Annotated in this window: 18 protein-coding genes and 1 pseudogene; 4 read left to right on the top strand and 15 right to left on the bottom strand. The window is 73.7% G+C overall.

From position 1 onward, the window contains the following. Window positions 1-100 precede the first annotated feature (100 nt). The 3 genes from AMK11_RS06690 to AMK11_RS06680 all read right to left on the bottom strand — a co-directional run bounded on the left by AMK11_RS06690 (window position 101) and on the right by AMK11_RS06680 (window position 2,109). Complete coding sequence (locus AMK11_RS06690; protein ID WP_073724231.1) at window positions 101-424, bottom strand: hypothetical protein; 324 nt, start codon at window positions 422-424, stop codon at window positions 101-103. A gap of 31 nt (window positions 425-455) precedes the next feature. Continuing rightward, the gene (locus AMK11_RS06685) at window positions 456-1,109 is read right to left on the bottom strand and encodes a TetR/AcrR family transcriptional regulator (protein WP_073724229.1); all 654 of its coding nucleotides are present in this window, start codon (window positions 1,107-1,109) and stop codon (window positions 456-458) included. Window positions 1,110-1,170: 61 nt separating this feature from the next. Next, entirely contained in the window at window positions 1,171-2,109 is a 939-nt protein-coding gene (locus tag AMK11_RS06680) for an AurF N-oxygenase family protein (RefSeq protein WP_073725628.1), read from the bottom strand. Window positions 2,110-2,333: 224 nt separating this feature from the next. On the opposite strand from AMK11_RS06680, the gene AMK11_RS06675 reads away from it, so the two are divergent. Beyond that, window positions 2,334-2,933 carry a Uma2 family endonuclease gene (locus tag AMK11_RS06675; protein WP_073724227.1) on the top strand — a complete coding sequence of 200 codons (600 nt, stop codon included), beginning with the start codon at window positions 2,334-2,336 and terminating at the stop codon, window positions 2,931-2,933. On the opposite strand, the gene AMK11_RS06670 is transcribed toward AMK11_RS06675, so the two are convergent. The 7 genes from AMK11_RS06670 to AMK11_RS06640 all read right to left on the bottom strand — a co-directional run bounded on the left by AMK11_RS06670 (window position 2,930) and on the right by AMK11_RS06640 (window position 9,499). After that, the gene (locus tag AMK11_RS06670; protein ID WP_073724225.1) at window positions 2,930-3,436 is read right to left on the bottom strand and encodes a DUF3291 domain-containing protein; all 507 of its coding nucleotides are present in this window, start codon (window positions 3,434-3,436) and stop codon (window positions 2,930-2,932) included. The genes AMK11_RS06675 and AMK11_RS06670 overlap by 4 nt on opposite strands. Before the next feature lie 45 nt (window positions 3,437-3,481). Continuing rightward, window positions 3,482-4,939, bottom strand: a complete 1,458-nt coding sequence (locus AMK11_RS06665) for a penicillin-binding transpeptidase domain-containing protein (protein ID WP_073724224.1) — start codon at window positions 4,937-4,939, stop codon at window positions 3,482-3,484. Then, window positions 4,936-6,297: an FtsW/RodA/SpoVE family cell cycle protein gene (locus tag AMK11_RS06660; RefSeq protein ID WP_073724222.1), complete on the bottom strand. Its 1,362-nt coding sequence runs from the start codon at window positions 6,295-6,297 to the stop codon at window positions 4,936-4,938. The genes AMK11_RS06665 and AMK11_RS06660 overlap by 4 nt, the downstream gene beginning before the upstream one ends. A 43-nt stretch (window positions 6,298-6,340) precedes the next feature. After that, window positions 6,341-6,805, bottom strand: coding sequence for an SH3 domain-containing protein (locus AMK11_RS06655; protein WP_073724220.1), 465 nt, complete (start codon window positions 6,803-6,805; stop codon window positions 6,341-6,343). A 116-nt stretch (window positions 6,806-6,921) separates the two neighbouring features. Continuing rightward, window positions 6,922-8,166 carry an ATP-binding protein gene (locus AMK11_RS06650; RefSeq protein ID WP_073724218.1) on the bottom strand — a complete coding sequence of 415 codons (1,245 nt, stop codon included), beginning with the start codon at window positions 8,164-8,166 and terminating at the stop codon, window positions 6,922-6,924. Then, on the bottom strand, window positions 8,163-8,915 hold the full coding sequence (locus AMK11_RS06645) for a hypothetical protein (RefSeq protein ID WP_073724216.1): 753 nt from the start codon (window positions 8,913-8,915) through the stop codon (window positions 8,163-8,165). The genes AMK11_RS06650 and AMK11_RS06645 overlap by 4 nt, the downstream gene beginning before the upstream one ends. A 77-nt stretch (window positions 8,916-8,992) precedes the next feature. Then, entirely contained in the window at window positions 8,993-9,499 is a 507-nt protein-coding gene (locus AMK11_RS06640; protein WP_073724214.1) for a protein-tyrosine phosphatase family protein, read from the bottom strand. 138 nt (window positions 9,500-9,637) lie between these two features. Between AMK11_RS06640 and AMK11_RS06635 the strand changes: the two genes are divergently transcribed. Further along, the gene (locus AMK11_RS06635; RefSeq protein WP_073724212.1) at window positions 9,638-10,441 is read left to right on the top strand and encodes an NERD domain-containing protein; all 804 of its coding nucleotides are present in this window, start codon (window positions 9,638-9,640) and stop codon (window positions 10,439-10,441) included. 75 nt (window positions 10,442-10,516) lie between these two features. On the opposite strand, the gene ligD is transcribed toward AMK11_RS06635, so the two are convergent. Then, the gene (gene ligD, locus AMK11_RS06630) at window positions 10,517-11,398 is read right to left on the bottom strand and encodes a non-homologous end-joining DNA ligase (RefSeq protein WP_073724210.1); all 882 of its coding nucleotides are present in this window, start codon (window positions 11,396-11,398) and stop codon (window positions 10,517-10,519) included. A 41-nt stretch (window positions 11,399-11,439) separates the two neighbouring features. Between ligD and ku the strand changes: the two genes are divergently transcribed. Then, the gene (gene ku / locus AMK11_RS06625) at window positions 11,440-12,543 is read left to right on the top strand and encodes a non-homologous end joining protein Ku (protein WP_073725624.1); all 1,104 of its coding nucleotides are present in this window, start codon (window positions 11,440-11,442) and stop codon (window positions 12,541-12,543) included. Between the two features lie 4 nt (window positions 12,544-12,547). On the opposite strand, the gene AMK11_RS06620 is transcribed toward ku, so the two are convergent. The 4 genes from AMK11_RS06620 to AMK11_RS06605 are packed head-to-tail and all read right to left on the bottom strand — an operon-like array spanning window position 12,548 to window position 15,287. Continuing rightward, on the bottom strand, window positions 12,548-13,342 hold the full coding sequence (locus AMK11_RS06620) for an ABC transporter permease (protein ID WP_073724208.1): 795 nt from the start codon (window positions 13,340-13,342) through the stop codon (window positions 12,548-12,550). Next, a complete protein-coding gene (locus tag AMK11_RS06615; RefSeq protein ID WP_079187286.1) occupies window positions 13,329-14,066 on the bottom strand; it encodes an ABC transporter ATP-binding protein in 738 nt (245 codons plus the stop codon). The genes AMK11_RS06620 and AMK11_RS06615 overlap by 14 nt, the downstream gene beginning before the upstream one ends. Before the next feature lie 20 nt (window positions 14,067-14,086). Further along, window positions 14,087-14,734, bottom strand: coding sequence for a TetR/AcrR family transcriptional regulator (locus tag AMK11_RS06610; protein ID WP_073725622.1), 648 nt, complete (start codon window positions 14,732-14,734; stop codon window positions 14,087-14,089). A gap of 22 nt (window positions 14,735-14,756) precedes the next feature. After that, window positions 14,757-15,287 carry a hypothetical protein gene (locus AMK11_RS06605; protein WP_073724206.1) on the bottom strand — a complete coding sequence of 177 codons (531 nt, stop codon included), beginning with the start codon at window positions 15,285-15,287 and terminating at the stop codon, window positions 14,757-14,759. Window positions 15,288-15,543: 256 nt separating this feature from the next. Between AMK11_RS06605 and AMK11_RS06600 the strand changes: the two are divergent. Continuing rightward, a pseudogene (locus AMK11_RS06600) lies at window positions 15,544-16,012 on the top strand (MarR family winged helix-turn-helix transcriptional regulator). Window positions 16,013-16,028 lie beyond the last annotated feature (16 nt).

The following is a 16,028-nucleotide window of genomic DNA, read 5'->3' as shown; positions in this document are numbered from 1 at the left end:
ATCACCTCCGGTGCGGGGCGGTGGGTCCGCTCCGCACGGTGAGCATGTGGCGGGCCGGCGGGCTCCGCGCGCCGAGTGTGCGCGGTTCGGCGCAACGGGGTCACCCGTCGGCGTCGTCCGGCTTGCCACCCGGCGTGGCGTCTGGATCGGCGGCCGCCGGGCGGTCCGGCTTCGACCAGGGCCACTTCCGGCCGGAAGCCTTCTTGCCCTCGGGATCGTGGACGTACTTCCAGCGGGCGAACCGCAGTCCGCCCCGCGCGTCCCGGGGCTCCCTCCGGTAGACGAGCACGGTGTGCGGGCCGCCGTCCGGGTCGGGTACGGGGATGCGGTAGGTCTTCGGCGGGTGCCCGGTCATCCCGACGAGCACGGGCAGCACCCGCCCGTCCATGGGGCCGCCCTCGAAGGGGGTGTCTTCGCTCTTCACGGCACCAGTCTCGGTGATCCGCCGGCCGCTGTCAGAGGTCCGCCGCGAGCGCCTCGACCAGCGCCGCCGTCTGCGGGTCCCGGCGGGCGGTGACCGTCAGGACGGCGAGGAACTGCTCCACCAGCCAGTCCCGCATCTCGTCGAGGGACGGCTGCTTGTCCTCGTCCAGCCACATCAGCGACGCCGCCTCCACCGCCGTGATCCACATCCGGACGGTCATGTGGAGCCGCGGGCCCGGTTCGGCGACGTCCAGGTGGCTCATGATGTGCTCGGCGGCGGCCCGGCGTACGCCGTCCACGATGGAGGACGTACGGGAGGTCTCGGCCACGCTGCCGCCGCGCAGGAGGGCGCTGAAGCCGGTGTCGTGCTCGTCGACGAAGGTGAGGTAGCGGTCCAGGGCGCGGGAGAGCCGGGCCAGCAGCGGGCCCTCGCGGGGCTCGTCGAAGCACAGCCGGAGTTCGTCGGCGGCCGACCGGAGCGCGGCCTCGTACAGCTGCTGCTTGCCGCCCGGGAAATACCGGTACACCAGCGGCCGCGAGACCCCGGCCTGCTCGGCCACGTCGTCCAGGGAGACCTCCTCCGGCGGCCGGTGCGCGAAGAGGGCGAGCGCGGCCTCCAGCAACTGGACGCGGCGCTCCTCGACACTGAGGCGGCGGTAGGCGGGGGTGGGGGCCTGCGGACTCATGACCCGCAGCGTAACCCGCACGTCCCCGCGGCCACCCACGCCGGAGTGCCGGACCGGCGTACTACGCCAGCAGCCCCGACGACCGCCACATCCGCCGCCCGGCCCCGCGCAGCACCCCGATGTCGTCCAGGAAGTCGGTCAGGCGCTTCGCGCCGGTCTGCATGATGTCCCGGCGGTGGCCGCTGGCCTTGACCTGCGCCATGGCCTCGCGCCGGTCCAGGCCGACGTTGGTGTACACCTCGGGGTTGACGAAGGCGACGGAGAAGACGCGGGCGAACTCGCCGGAGGTGAGCCGGGTGAACTCCCGCGACCATTTCGGCGCGGTCACCATCTGGCGGCGCAGCTCCTCACGGGCGTAGCGCACGTGCCGGGCCTCCTCCACGACGTGGATGCGGGTGACGCCCCGGACCAGCGGCTGGATCCGCTCGTCGGGGAAGGTCAGCCGCTGCATCCAGTCCAGGACCTCCTCGCCGAGCAGGGTCGCGGTGAAGGTGCCCGGCGTGGTGGAGATCGTCTTGAAGAGGCGGCCCAGGTGCTGGTGGACGGGGCTCACCGGGTACCACGGGGTGTCGCCCCGGGATATCAGCCGGGCGAACATCTTCGAGTGCCGGCACTCGTCCTCGATCTCGGTCAGCGCGTAGCGGACGTGGGCGCTCGTCGCCGCCTTGTCGTAGATGTGCCGGACCAGCAGCTGCATGAGGATCAGCTCGAACCAGATGCCGAGCGAGGCGAGCGCGGCGGCCTCGTGCTGGGAGAGCAGGATGCGCTGCTCCTCGCCCATCCGCTTCCACATCGGGGTGTCGTACAGCGACACCAGTTCCGGCGGCCAGAACCACTTGCCCTCCTCGAAGGGCGCGTCCCAGTCCAGTTCCCTGTCCGGGTCGAAGGAGTGCCTGGCGGAGGATTCGAGCAGCCGCTCGGCCACCTGTTCCCGGTCCTTGAGCAGGCCCAGCGCGTCGCGCAGCCCGTCGAGCGCGTCGGCTTCGGTCAGGGTCCTCATGGTGTCCACCTCGCCGTGTTACCCGCGGTCACTCTGACTCACTCCGACTTATGAGACTGCGCGTCAGCAAGCGCGTCAATCCCTTGGGCGGGACTTGTTGACCGGGAGTAAAGGTGGTGTGGTCGTCAATCGTCCGGCGCGGGATCACTCGGTGGAGCGCTCCGCGGGCATTCGCCCTGGGTACGCTGGCCACGTCAGCCAGACTCCGGCACATGGGAGCGATCATGAGCGCCGCACGCGACTACGGGCTGGACGACGACTACCAGTGGCCCCGTCCGCCGGAGGGCGGCTGGACGGCGGACGACCTCGACGAGCTTCCCAACCTGCCTCCGCACACGGAGCTGATCGACGGGAGCCTTGTCTTCGTGAGTCCGCAGACCGCATTTCACATGCGTACGATCCGCTTGCTGGACCGTGCCCTCATTGACCAGGCACCGGATGAATTCGAGATCTACCGCGAGTTCACTGTGACACTCAACGACCGGAACCGTCCGGAACCCGACGTACTGGTGGCCCGCGCGGGTGCGGACTTGGGACCGAAGGAGACCCGGCTTCTGCACCGCGACGTCCTTCTGGCGGCCGAGGTGGTCTCCGAGGACTCGGTTGACAGGGATCGTGAGACCAAGCCCCGCAAGTACGCCGCTGCGGGCATCACGCACTACTGGCGGGTCGAGGAGAGCAACGGGCTTCCCGTCGTCTACGTCTATGAACTGGAGTCGATGACCAAGTCCTACGTGCCCACAGGCATCTTCCACAACCGCCTCAAACTCACCGTCCCCTTCCCCATCGACATCGACCTCACCGCGGTCCACCGCCGCCGCTAGACCGAGCACCCCAACCCGGCCGGCACCTCACCCGCGACCGGCACCGACGCCCCCGCCGGAAACGACGTCCGCAACGTGAACGCGTACGGCGTCGGCCCGTGCGCCCGCAGGTGGAGCAGCCGCTCCTCCGCCTCCGCGACCGTCGGCCGGTGTCCCGCCGGGACCCACCACAGGGCCGCCATCGCCTCCGCCACCCGCTCGAACCACTCCCGGCGTCGCGCCAGCATCTCCCGGTGCCGCCCCTGGTACATGAACGCCGTCAGCGCGTTCGCGTCCCGCCACACCGACATGTTGATGATCAGCCAGGAGTCGTCGAAGACCGCGATGCCGGTCGCGTCCCCCTCCTCGCTCTGCAAGCGCCACACGAACCCGTCCGCCGCGTCCGCGTCGGCGTTCACCGGGTCGAGCGAGTCCACGAAGTCCTTCAACAGGGGCGTGTCGAGCGGGGCCTTGAGGCGGGCGATGTTGACCTGGGCGAGTTCGTACGCGACGGCTTCAGTCATGTACCGAACGGTAGGTCGGTGTGCCGGGCCGGCGGTACCCCCGTCTCAGCCGTCGAGCACCGCCTTCATCACCCCCCGCGCGATCGGCGCCGCCAGCCCGCCCCCGCTGATGTCCTCCCGGTCCGCCGCCGAGCCCTCCACCACCACCGCGACCGCCACCTTCGGCTCCAGGTCCCCCTCGCCCTGCGCCCAGGAGACGAACCAGGCGTACGGCGTGCCCGAGTTGCCGACGCCGTGCTGGGCGGTGCCCGTCTTGCCGCCGACGACGGCGCCGGGGACGGCCGCGTTCGCGCCGGTGCCGTTCTCCACCACGCCGCGCATCAGCTCCTTGAGCCGCGCCGCGGTGGACGGCCGCATCGCCTCCCGGGAGGGCCGGGAACCGGCGGTCGCGACGAGGCTGCCGCCCGCCCGCAGGGTCCGCTCCACCAGGTACGGCGAACGCACCTGACCGCCGTTGGCCACCGCCGCCGCCACCATCGCCATCTGCAGCGGGGTCGCCCGCGTGTTGTACTGCCCGATCGAGGAGAGCCCGAGCTGCGCCCGGTCCACCGAGGTGTCGAAGGTGGACCGCGAGACCGCGAACGGGATGCGCACCCCGTCGTCGTTGAAGCCGAACGCCTCCGCCGTGGCCGCCATGTCGCGCACCCCGACGTCCACACCGAGCTTGGCGAACACCGTGTTGCAGGACCACTCGAACGCCTCCCGCAGCGTGGCGTCCCGGCAGCCGTCGGCCTCGTTGGTCAGCTTGGTCCGGGTGCCGGGGAGGGTGTACGGGTCGGGCGAGCGGGTGGGTGTGTCGAGGTCCCGGACGACGCCGGCGTCCAGGGCCGCCGCGGCGGTGACCACCTTGAACGTCGACCCCGGAGGGTAGGTCCGGCGAACCGCCCGGTTGAGCATCGGCTGGTCCGGGTCGCCGTTCAGCCGGGCCCAGGTCCGGGTGGCGTCCGCGCTGTTGCCGGACAGCAGCTGAGGGTCGTAGGAGGGGGTGGAGACCAGGGCCAGGACCCGGCCCGTGGACGGTTCGACCGCGGCCACCGCGCCCTTGCGCCCGCCGAGCCCCTCGAAGGCCGCCCGCTGTGCCGCCTCGTGGATCGTGGTCACGACGTCACCGCCGGGGTTGTGGGCGCCCGTGACGTCGTTCCAGTAGGGGAGCGGCGCGAGCAGCGGGTCGGCGCCGGAGAGCAGGCCGTCCTCGGCGTGCTCCAGCAGGGTCGTCCCGTACGCCTGCGAGGCGAAGCCGGTGATCGGCGCGTACAGCGGCCCGTCGGCGTACGTCCGTTCGAAGCGCAGGTGCTCACCGGTGTCCCGGGAGCCGGTGACCCGCTCGCCGCCGACCAGGATGTCGCCGCGCGGCTGCTGGTAGCGGGCGATGTCGGGGCGGCGGTTGGCCGGGTTGTCGTCGTACTCCGGGGCCTGGACGATCTGCACCCGGGCCGCGTTCACCAGCAGGGCGACCAGCAGCAGGGCGCAGAAGACGGCGGCGTGCCGGATGTGCCGGGTCACGGGCCCGCCTGGCGCCGCGCCGCGTGGCTCACCCGGATCAGCAGCGCCACGATCGCCCAGTTGGTGACGACCGACGAGCCGCCCTGCGCGAGGAACGGCATCGCCATGCCGGTCAGCGGGATCAGCCCGGTCACCCCGCCCGCGATGACGAACACCTGGAGCGCCACGATGGAGGAGAGGCCGACCGCGAGCAGCCGGCCGAAGGGGTCCCGCGCGGCCAGCCCCGCCCGGTAGCCGCGCTCCACGAGCAGCGCGTACAGCAGGAAGATCGCGGTCAGGCCGAGGAAGCCCAGCTCCTCCCCGGCGGTCGCCAGGATGAAGTCCGACTTGACGGCGAATCCGATGAGGATCGAGTGCCCGAGACCGAGGCCGGTGCCGGTCACCCCGCCCGCCGCGAAGGCGAAGAGGGACTGCGCCAGCTGATTGGGCCCGTCGCCGGCCTCGATGGACGCGAAGGGGTGCAGCCAGTCCTCCACCCTGCTGTGCACGTGCGGCTCCAGCCAGCCCACGGCGACCGCGCCCAGCGAGGCCAGCAGCAGGCCGACGGCGATCCAGCCGGTGCGGCCGGTGGCGACGTAGAGGAGGACCACGAACAGGCCGAAGAAGAGCAGCGAGGTGCCGAGGTCACGCTCCAGGACCAGGACGCCGACGCTGACCAGCCACACCGCGACGATCGGGCCGAGCACGCGCCCGGTCGGCAGTTGCAGCCGCCACACCCTGCGGCCCGCGTACGCCAGGGCGCTGCGGTTGGCGGCCAGGTAGGCGGCGAAGAAGACGGCGAGGAGCACCTTCGCGAACTCGCCGGGCTGGATGGAGAAACCCTCGACCCGGATCCAGATCCGGGCACCGTTCACCGCCGGGAAGAAGATCGGCACGATGAGCAGGACGAGTGCGGCGGCGACGCAGACGTAGGCGTAGCGCTGCAGGACGCGGTGGTCGCGCAGCAGCAGGACGACCACGATGAACAGCGCGACGCCCAGGGTCGACCACACCAGCTGGGTGGGGGCCGCCCGGTCGCCCGGCGTCTCCAGGTCGAGCCGGTAGATCAGCACCAGGCCGAGGCCGTTGAGCAGCACGCCGATCGGCAGCAGCAGCGGATCGGCGTACGGGGCGCGCAACCGTACCGCCAGGTGGGCGAGGAGCGCGAGCACGCCCAGCCCGGCGCCGTAACCGGCGGCGCCGGGCGGGAGGGTGCCGTGCTGGGCGAGACCGACGTTGCAGTAGCCGAACACCGACAGCAGCACGGCCATCAGGATCAGCGCGAGTTCGATGCCCCGGCGCCGGGGGAGCCGGGCGACGGGAGCGGGCGTGTCCGCCTGGGCCACGGTGATTCCGGTTCCGGTTCCGGCCTTCGTCATGTCCGGAACTTACCCAAATGGTGTGGTGTGGGGGTCGTTCGCATCAGCACCAGCGCGGCGCGGGACCGATGTTGTCGATGTAGCGGGCCGCGCCCCAGGCCCAGGTGCCGTCCGTGAGGAGGTACCAGAGGGGGTTGCCCTTCACCTTGTCGCCGGGGGCCTTGCAGTAGATGTGCACGGTCTCGCCCCGGTGGGCGTACCGGATGACCTCCCCGCCGCGGGTCGGCGAGGTGCGCAGGGCGAGCCGGTCGGCGGTGACCACGCCCCGGTACCGGCCCTGTTCGTGGCGGCCGTCGCCGCCGTTCCCGCCGCCGTTCCCGCCGCCGTTCCCGCCGGTGGGGCCGGCGGAGGAGCTGCCGGAGCCGGAGCCGGAGTTGCCGCTGCCCCACTCGTCGTTCGCGACGGCGGGCGTGACGGCGACGGCGGTGGCGAGCGCCCCGGCGGCGACCGCGGTGGCCAGGCCGCGGAAGCGGGATGAGCGCGGGGACAGTGCGTTCAGCAGGGACATGGGAGTACCTCCCGGGCAGCGGACGGGGCGTGACTGATCGCCACATTAGGAGCGGCGGGTACGGTCCGCCCGTCGCACTGCGCCATCGGGGCACGGTCCCGTCCGTACGGGTCGCGTCAGGGCTTGCGGGGCAGGGTCAGGGTCGCCAGCGCCCCGCCGTCCGGCGGGTTCGCGAACTCCAGCCGGGCCCCCAGCACCTCCGCCTGCCCGAGGGCGATGGTCAGCCCGAGACCGTGCCCCTTGCTCCCGCTCTCCGTGCGGAACCGCTGCGGCCCGTGGACGAGGAGGTACTCCGGATAGCCGTCCCCGTGGTCCCGTACGGTGATCACCGGCCCGTCCACCGTCAGCACCACCGGCGCCCGCCCGTGCCGGTGCGCGTTCGCGACCAGGTTGCCCAGCACCCGCTCCAGCCGCCGCCGGTCGGTCTCCACCCGCGCGTCCCGTGCGACCTCCACGCGCGTGCCGGTGCCGGAGCCCCGCACGACCCGGGCGGCCAGGTCGCCCAGCGCCTCCGGCTCCGTCTCCAGCCGCTCCCGCCCGCTGTCCAGCCGGGAGATCTCCAGCAGGTCCTCGGTGAGTGTGCGCAGGGCGGCCACCCGGTCCCGCACCAGCTCGGTCGGGCGGCCCGGCGGCAGCAGCTCGGCCGCCGCGTGCAGGCCGGTGAGCGGCGTGCGCAGCTCGTGCGCCACGTCCGCGGTGAACCGCTGCTCGGCGAGCAGCTTGCCCTGCAACGACGCCGCCATGGAGTCCAGCGCGGCGGCGACCGAGGCCACCTCGTCCTGCGGGCGGGTCGGGTCCGACGCGCGAGGGTCGCCGACCCGTGCGTCGAGGTCACCCGCGCTGATCCGCCGGGCCACCCGCGCCGTCGCGTGCAGCCGCCTGGTCACCCGCGTCACGGCGAACGCGCCGACCAGCAGCGTCGCCCCGATCGCCAGCGCCGACGACCACACGATCGCGCCGTCCAGACCGTCGATGGTGCGCTCGCCCTGGGTGTGGTCGACCCGCACCGCCAGCGCCCGGCCACCGGCGACCGGACCCGCCGCCCACATCGTGGGGCGCCCCTCGTACTCGGCGACCACCGTGCCGCGCCGGCCCGACACCGCCAGCTCCCGCAGCGACCCGGGCAGCCCCGGCGGATCGACGCCCGCGCTCCGCCGCAGCGGGTCCCCGGCCTCGTACGCCTCGGTGGCCTCCCGCAGCCGGTCCAGGGCCGTGTCCCGGGCCTGCCCCACGGTCTGGTTGGTCACCGAGACGTGCACCAGGACGCCGAGCAGCGCGGCGAGCGCGCAGCACATCACGGTGATGAAGACGGCCGCCTTCACCGCGAGCGGTCCGGTCCACCGGGGAAGCGCGAGCCTCACCGGACACTCGCCGACGGGGACGCGGACGCCGAGGGCCGCTCCGTGCGCTTGCCGCCCTCGTCCGTGGGCAGCATCTCGTCGCTGGTCAGGAGCATGGCCCGCTCGTCGGGGTCCCACGTCCACTGGAGCCGGTACTCGTAGCCCGCGACCTCCGAGGGAGAACGGACGATCACCTTCCGTCCGGCCAGCGCCACCGCGCTCACGGCGTCCTCGTAGGACATGATCCGCACCAGCCGGTCCCCGTCGACGGTGTAGACGCGCACGGCGGTCAGCTTCTCGGGCAGCAGCCGGAAGCCCAGGGCCATCTCGGGGCGCCCGTCGCCGGTCAGGTCGCGGTAATACGGCCGGAGCACCGGGCACCGGCCGCTCCCGGCGCCCTCGCCGCAGTCCGCCATCCGGTCGGCCGTCTCGCGGTACGGCGCCCCGGCGCCCTCGTACTCGCCGGGGTGCGCGGCGATCTCGGCCCGCACGACGGCCACCGGGTCCGCCCGGCGGATGTCGCCGCCGGGGACCGCGACGCCCTCGACGGCCTCGTGGTCGACCTCGCCGATGTCGTAGGCGGGACTCGACGCCGGTGTCAGGTCGGGCCAGAGCCGGGCCGGGCTCTGCGCCGCCGGTGTCGCGCCCGCGCCGCGCAGCCCGCCCGAGTCGCCGCACGCGGCCAGCGCCCCGGTCGCCGTCACCGCCGCGAGCAGCGCGAGGGCGGCTGGGACGCGGGCGGGACGACGCCCACGGCGGCTCGGGACCACTGCACTCCTGGCGTTCGGCGATCATTCGTAGATCGTTCGGACGGGAGTCCATTCTGCGCGCGGCCCCGCGCGGCGGGCTACTCGGCCAGCTCCTCCAGCAGCCGCACGGTGTCCAGGCCGGCCCGCAGGTACTCGACGAACAGCTCGTTGTGCAGCGCCCACGGCGAGCGCCGGGCCCGGATCAGCCGGACCGCTTCGTCGGCGTCGGCACCCCGGCGCATCAGCGTGTGCGCGACGACGAGACCGGAACGGTTGTACCCGTGGAAGCAGCGGACGAGGACCGTCCGGCCGGCGTCCAGCGCCTCGCCCGCGGCCCGGGCCAGCCGGATCACCCCCGCCAGCTGGGTGCCGTCGAGAGGGCCGTCGGGGATCGGCCACACATGGTGCTCGACACCGGGGTCCGGCCCGTGCCCGGGCAGCCGCAGCAGGGTCTGCACCAGATCGAACTCGTCCCGCACGACCACGGGCCCCACCCGCCCGGCCTGCCGCCGGCACTCGTGCCCGCCCATCCACAGCCCCGGCACGATCTCCGTCCACGGCCGGCCCGGAGCCGGTACGTCGGGTCCTTGCCCACGCGTACGCAACGGCGCCTCCCCAAACCCGCCCGAGCAGACCGGCCCGAGGGACTCCCCGGCCCCGATCTTCCCAACCGCTGTCAAAGGTAGCCCGGTTCTTGCCCGGGCAGCACCCCGCCTGTTCCCATGGTCGTGGGGTGATGGTGCATGAACGGACTGCGCGTCGTACCGGCCTGGCGGCACGGTCAGGAACGGCTGTACGTCTGCCTCCCGGACGGCGGGAACGTCGCCTGGTACGACCGCGAGACGGCCCGCGTCAACCTGCTGCGCGAGGACCGGGAGGGCGAGGTCCTCGCGGCGCTGGGCCCCTTCCTCACCGGCCCGGTCACGGTCGGCCCGCCGCCGGTCCCGACCCCCGCCGAGCTGGCCCGCCTCACCCTCCACCCGGACGACGACCTCGCCCCCAACCGGCCCGGCGAGCAGCTCCTGGTCGCCCTGGAGCGCGAGCCCGGCCCGCCGCACCGGCTGCGCCCCGACCCGCGGCGCCGGGCGCTGGCGGCCGAGCAGGCGGCGGGAGCGGCCCTGGACCGCCTCGACGGCGCCGGCTGGCGCACCCTGCACTCCGTCCCGCTGCCCGGCGGCGACCGCATCCACCACCTGCTCATCGGCCCCGGCGGCCTCTTCGCCGTCCACACGCTGCCCGCCCGCCGGCAACGCGTCCGCGTCACCGGCCCCCTGGTCGCGCTGGGCCGACGCGAGCCCCTTCCCCTGCTGCGCCGGGTCCGCGCCGACGCCGACCGCGCCGGTCACGCCCTGACGGCCGAGGTCCACGCCGTCCTCGTCCTCGTCGACCCGGCACACGTGACCGTCCAGGAGCCGCCGCGCTCGGTCCGCGTCCTCACCGACGGGGAGCTGCCGGGCCTGGCCCGCCTGGGCGGCATGCTCAAACCGGCGGACGTGGAGGCCCTGCACGCCATGGCCCGGGACCGGGGCACCTGGACGCCCGTCTGAGGACCCGCCCAGGCGCGCGGGGCACCCGGGACGGGACCCCGCGGGTCAGGGCAGTGCGGGTCAGGGCAGTGCGGGTCAGGGCAGTGGGGCCGCCCGCCGCCGGTCGAAGAGCGGCGCCAGCAGGTCGCCGTGGTCCTGCACCCGCGGCCCCACGTCCCCGGTCCGGAAGACGAACTGCTCCGCCCCCCGGCACCCGGCCACCTCCTCCCACGTCACCGGGGTGGAGACGGCCGGCACCGCGCGGGCCCGCACCGTGTACGGGGTGGCCGTGGTCTTGCGGGCGGCGTTCTGGCTCCAGTCGACGAACACCTTCCCCGGCCGCAGGCTGCGCGTCATCCGGTGCACCACGAGCCGCGGCAGGGCCCGTTCCGCCTCCACGGCCAGGGCCTTCGCGTACTCCGACACCCGCTCCGAGGACGACCCCCGCACCCCCGCCAGCAGATGCAGCCCCTTCGCCCCGGACGTCTTCGCGTACGTCTCGATCCCGTCCGCCGCCAGCCGCTCCCGCAGCCACAGCGCGACCTCGCAGCAGTGCACGACGGTCGCGGGCGGCCCGGGGTCGAGGTCGAAGACCAGCCGGTCGGCCTCGTCGGGGTCGCCGGCGGTCCACTGGTGGGTGTGGAACTCGGTCACCAGGTTCGCCGCCCACATCAGGCTCGCCAGGTCCTGCACCAGCACCATCCGGGCCGGCCCCTCCGAACGGGGGACCTCGGCCGTGGTGACCCAGTCGGGCGTACCCGGCGGCACGTTCTTGGTGAAGAAGGCCTGGCCGTCCGGACCGTCCGGGTAGCGCAGGAAGGAGACCGGACGGTCCCGCAGGTGCGGCAGCAGCACTCCGGCGGTCGTCGCGTAGTAGTGCAGCAGCTCGCCCTTGGTGAGGCCGGTCTCGGGATACAGCACCTTGTCCAGGTTGCTGAGCGCGACCCGCCGCCCCTCCACCTCGGTGATAGGCGCCATACCATGACAATCTCACGAAACTGGCAGGAAAGGTGCGGCACGTGCGATCCATCTGGAACGGCGCCATCTCCTTCGGCCTGGTCAGCATCCCGGTCAAGCTGATCAACGCGACCGAGAGCCACTCGGTCTCCTTCCGCCAGATCCACACGGAGGACGGCGGCCGCATCCGCTACCGCAAGGTCTGCGAGCTGGAGGACCGCGAGGTGAGCCAGGCCGAGATCGGCAAGGCCTACGAGGACGCCGACGGCTCGATGATCCCGATCACCGACGAGGACCTGTCCCACCTGCCGGTCCCGACCGCGCGGACGATCGAGATCGTGGCGTTCGTCCCGCAGGAGCGCATCGACCCGCTCCAGATGGGTTCCGCGTACTACCTCGCGGCGAGCGGCGTGACCGCGGCCAAGCCGTACACCCTGCTGCGCGAGGCGCTGGGGCGCAGCGACCGGGTCGCCATCGCCAAGTTCGCGCTGCGCGGCCGGGAACGCCTCGGCATGCTCCGGGTCGCCGGCGACGCCATCGTGATGCACGGGCTGCTGTGGCCGGACGAGGTGCGCGCCCCCGAGGGCGTCGCCCCCGACACCGGCGTCACCGTCCGCGACCAGGAACTGGACCTCGCCGACGCGCTGATGGACACGCTGGGCGAGATCGATCTGGACGACCTGCACGACGAGTACCGCGAGGCGCTGGAGGAGGTCATCGCCGCCAAGGCGGCCGGCGAGGCACCCCCGCGGGCCCCGGCGGAGGCGGCGCCCGGCAAGGTCCTGGACCTGATGGCCGCGCTGGAGGGCAGCGTGCGGGCCGCCCGGGAGTCCCGGGACGGGCAAGGCACGGGGCGGGCCGAGGAGGCCGAGGTCAGGACCCTGCCGCAGCGCGAGCGGCCGGCCCGTCGGACACCCAAGGAGACCGGCGGCAAGAAGTCGACGTCGACGGCCGCGAAGAAGACGGCGGCCAAGAAGCCGGCGTCGTCGACCGCCCGGAAGCCGACGGCGAAGTCCGCCCAGCCCGCGAAGAAGACGACGGACCGGACTTCCGCGAGAAGGACGACGGACAAGAGCGCGGCCGGCAAGAGCACGACGACCGGCAAGAATGCGGCCGGCAAGGGCACCGCCAGGAAGACGGCGGCGTCCCGCAAGCGCAGCGCCTGACGCGTCAGCGGACGCGGTTGCGGGTCCGCAGCCGGAAGATGACCAGCCCCACCGCGCTGAACCCGCCGGCCCAGGCCAGCCCCAGCCCGAGGTGCCCCCACAGCGCGCCGTCCGCGAAGGCGCCGCCGGCCGCGAACTGCATGGGCCCGAAGGACGGGAACCACTGGAGGATCGGCTCGTTGGCGAGCGGGTTGCCCAGCGGGTTCTGGAGGAACGTGTCCATCAGCCCGCCCATGATGATCAGGAAGAAGCCCTCCAGGTCGCGCTTGACCAGCACGCCGAGGAGCAGGCCCAGCGCCCCGTAGGTGAGCGCGATGACGGTGAACCCGGCGAGCACGGCGAACCACGCGCCCACCGCCGGGCGCCAGAAGACCAGTACCGCCAGCGCGGTGTAGAGGGCGATACCCGTGGCGACCGCCGCGACCGCCAGGGTCTTGGCACCTATGAGGGTGGACTGCCGGTACCCGGCGAAGACGAGGCGCCGGTCGAAGGCGAGCGACTTGCGCACGGCGTCGAAGACGACGAAGCCGGCGATCATCGTCACCGAGTTCAGCCCCGCCGTGATCAGGGTGAGGTGCCCGCCGTCGACGTGCAGCACCTCACCGGTGGCGTACAGCTTGAAGTCCAGCGGCTCGCCCCCGGCCATCGCGTTCATGACCAGGTACCAGACGGGCACGAACACCAGTAGCAGCAGACCGGCGAGCCGGTTGCGGGTCTGGTCGCGCACCGAGAAGCGCAGGGCGGTCGGGAACTGCCGGTACAGCGGTCCCGGACGGGTGGTCAGGTCAGGCGTCGACACGGCGGTGCTCCCTTCCGGCCGCCGCGCGTGCGGTGAGGCGGCCCTCGGCCAGGTCGGCCAGCAGGTCGAACCGGTCCTGCTCGAAGACGAGGTGGGTGATGACCACGACGGCCCTGCCGCGGGTGCGCAGATCCTCCACGAGGTCCCAGAAGCGCAGGTACGTCTCCCAGTCGAAGCCCTGGTAGGGCTCGTCGAGCAGCAGTACGCCGGGGTCGTGCAGCAGGGCCAGGGTGAGGTTGAGCTTCTGCCGGGTGCCGCCGGACAGCTCGCCCGCGGGGGTCCGTTCGTAGCGCTCATAGCCCAGGGCGCGGACGAGGTCCCGGGCGCGGTCCAGGCCGGGGAGGCGGTGGGCGGCGGCGAAGTAGCGCAGGTGCTGTTCGACCGTCAGGCTGCCGTTCAGGACCGGGTCCTGGGGGCAGTACCCGAGCGTCCCGGTCAGCCGGACCTCGCCGCGGTCCAGGGGCAGGGTGCCGGCGAGCGCCCTGAGGAGGGTGGACTTCCCGGCGCCGTTCTCACCGACGACCGCGACGAGCTGCCCCGGGGCGACGGTGAGGTCGGCGCCGCGCAGGACGCGGTGGCTGCCGTACGCCTTGTGCAGGTCACGGGCGTGCAGCACGGGGGAGGGGGCGGGGCCGGCCGCGGCGGGCGCGGACGCCGGCCGCGGTGCCGACGGCGGGTGCGGGGTGGACGGCGTGCGCGGTGCGGGTGGCGGGTCGGTCGGCATGTGCGGTCACCGTTGCCTTCCTAGGCTTCTCGGGGGGCCTCCGGGGGAGGTGGCGCGTTCAGCCCGCCCGTGTAGATGCCGAGGACCTCGGGCGCCCAGCGGGCCATGCCGTCGGCCGACAGGGGGTCGGTGCCCAGCACCTCGCCGATGCGGTCGCGCAGCAGGAAGACGGCCAGGTCGTTGGCGAGCAGCACGGCCGCGCGGGCCGCGGGGTCCCGGCCCGGTACGGCCAGCCCGGCCGCCGCCAGGTCGTCCAGGGCGGCACGGCTCAGCTCGTACAGGCGGCCGAACAGCTGTCGTCCGGCCTCCGAGTCGGCCAGCAGCAGGCGGCGGAGGTAGCCGGGCAGCGGGGAGCCTGCCGGGAAGTGACGGGTGAACGCCGCGCTCAGGGACGCGGCGCCGGCGCCGGCGTCGAGCGGCTGCTCGTCGCTCCCGTCGCCGGTCAGTTCGCCCAGCATCGCCTCGAAGGCGGCCACGACGTACTGGTCGACCTCCTGGCGCAGCCCGTCCTTCGAACCGAAGTGGTGCACCACCAGCCCGGGCGACACTCCGGCCGCCGTGGCGATCTGCCGCACGGTCACCGAGTCCGGCCCGTGGGCGGCGAACAGGCCGAGGGCCTCGTCGCGGATGAGGGCCCGGGTGGTCCGGTCCTCCGGGATTGAACGCATGTACAACATGCTAAACGAGCGTTCAGTCGTATGTCCAGGGAGAGAGGGACGCCCGGGGAACGGCGGACGGGTCGGGCTCGAAGGCCGCCGGGGTGGTGGCGGTGGACGCCGTCGGCGCGGGGGTGGCGGCGCTGGGCAGCACGGGGCTCTCCTCCAGGCGCCGCCCGATCGTGTCGGCCGGTCCGCCGCCGGGCGGCGTGCCGGGGCCGGTGGACAGCTGGGACCACGCGGTCAGGGCGAGGGCCACCGCGGCGGCCGTGCCGATCACCCGGCCGATGCGCCGGACGCGGGCGCGGCCGTCCAGCTCGCGCCAGCCCGGTCCGGGCCACGGGTCCTCCGGGCGCCACAGCTCGCCGACCGCGGCGGGCGGCGGCACGGGCCGCCATCCGGGCGTCCGTTCGCGCGCCGCGGGTTCCCGGAAGGCGGAGGCGCGGATGGCGCGCTCGTCGTCCTCGAGGAACTTCCGCCAGACGTCCTCGGACACGGGCGGCACACCGCCCGGCTCGTCCGGCTCGTTCGGCGTCGCGCCGCCGTTCGGCCCGGAAGCGGTCATGATCCCGCTCTTCCTTCCTTCTTCGCCCCGCCCAGCGGCGCCCGCTGACCGTCCACCGCCAACCCCGTGAACGCGCGGGGACTCCGGGCCGTTCCCGGTGCCACCGCGGGTGTCCGTCCTGTCGTCATCGCCGCCCTCCGGGTCCGGGAATCCGTCCCCACCCTTGCACAGCAGGAAAGATGTACAGGCGGTGCCGGCCGTTCCCCGGGCGCCGGCCGAGGTTCGGCACGTGGAGCCGGCGCGGTAGAAAGGACCCATGCCGGAGCGTGAGATGCCCGCCGAGGGCCTGGACGACGTCGACGCGGTCACCAGGGCGGTACTGGCCGCCTCACGCCTGCTGGTGGCGGTCTCCGCACGGTCCCTCGCCGAGGTGGAGGAGCGGGTGACGCCACCTCCGGGTCGCTCCGTCGACGGCGATGCGCATGGTCGACCGGCTGATCGCGGCGGGGCTCGCCGACCGCCGGGCCAACCCCGGCAACCGGCGTGAGACCCTGCTGCGCCTCACCGACGAGGGCCGGTGCACCGTCGAGAACGTCAGTGCCCGGCGGCGCGCCGAGATCGCCACGATCGTCGAACGGCTCGCGCCGCACCAGCGGGCCGCCCTGGTCGAGGCGCTCACCGCCTTCAGCGAGGCGGGCGGCGAGCCACTGGGTCCGGCACCGGACGACCCCGAACCGCACCCGCTGGGCCGGACGACGGACGTCACCGCCGCCCGCGACGCCTGACGCCGGTCCGGCGGGC

It is taken from the genome of Streptomyces sp. CB02414, assembly GCF_001905385.1.
Taxonomy (GTDB): Bacteria; Actinomycetota; Actinomycetes; order Streptomycetales; family Streptomycetaceae; genus Streptomyces.
This window is presented reverse-complemented; position numbering and strand designations above follow the sequence as displayed.

What these genes read in the sequence shown, in the direction of transcription:
- AMK11_RS06685 (WP_073724229.1), bottom strand. Translation starts at nt 1,109, where the DNA reads ATGAGTCCGCAGGCCCCCACCCCCGCCTACCGCCGCCTCAGTGTCGAG.
- AMK11_RS06680 (WP_073725628.1), bottom strand. Translation starts at nt 2,109, where the DNA reads ATGAGGACCCTGACCGAAGCCGACGCGCTCGACGGGCTGCGCGACGCG.
- AMK11_RS06675 (WP_073724227.1), top strand. Translation starts at nt 2,334, where the DNA reads ATGAGCGCCGCACGCGACTACGGGCTGGACGACGACTACCAGTGGCCC.
- AMK11_RS06670 (WP_073724225.1), bottom strand. Translation starts at nt 3,436, where the DNA reads ATGACTGAAGCCGTCGCGTACGAACTCGCCCAGGTCAACATCGCCCGC.
- AMK11_RS06660 (WP_073724222.1), bottom strand. Translation starts at nt 6,297, where the DNA reads ATGACGAAGGCCGGAACCGGAACCGGAATCACCGTGGCCCAGGCGGAC.
- AMK11_RS06655 (WP_073724220.1), bottom strand. Translation starts at nt 6,805, where the DNA reads ATGTCCCTGCTGAACGCACTGTCCCCGCGCTCATCCCGCTTCCGCGGC.
- AMK11_RS06635 (WP_073724212.1), top strand. Translation starts at nt 9,638, where the DNA reads ATGAACGGACTGCGCGTCGTACCGGCCTGGCGGCACGGTCAGGAACGG.
- ligD (WP_073724210.1), bottom strand. Translation starts at nt 11,398, where the DNA reads ATGGCGCCTATCACCGAGGTGGAGGGGCGGCGGGTCGCGCTCAGCAAC.
- AMK11_RS06615 (WP_079187286.1), bottom strand. Translation starts at nt 14,066, where the DNA reads ATGCCGACCGACCCGCCACCCGCACCGCGCACGCCGTCCACCCCGCAC.
- AMK11_RS06610 (WP_073725622.1), bottom strand. Translation starts at nt 14,734, where the DNA reads ATGCGTTCAATCCCGGAGGACCGGACCACCCGGGCCCTCATCCGCGAC.
- AMK11_RS06605 (WP_073724206.1), bottom strand. Translation starts at nt 15,287, where the DNA reads ATGACCGCTTCCGGGCCGAACGGCGGCGCGACGCCGAACGAGCCGGAC.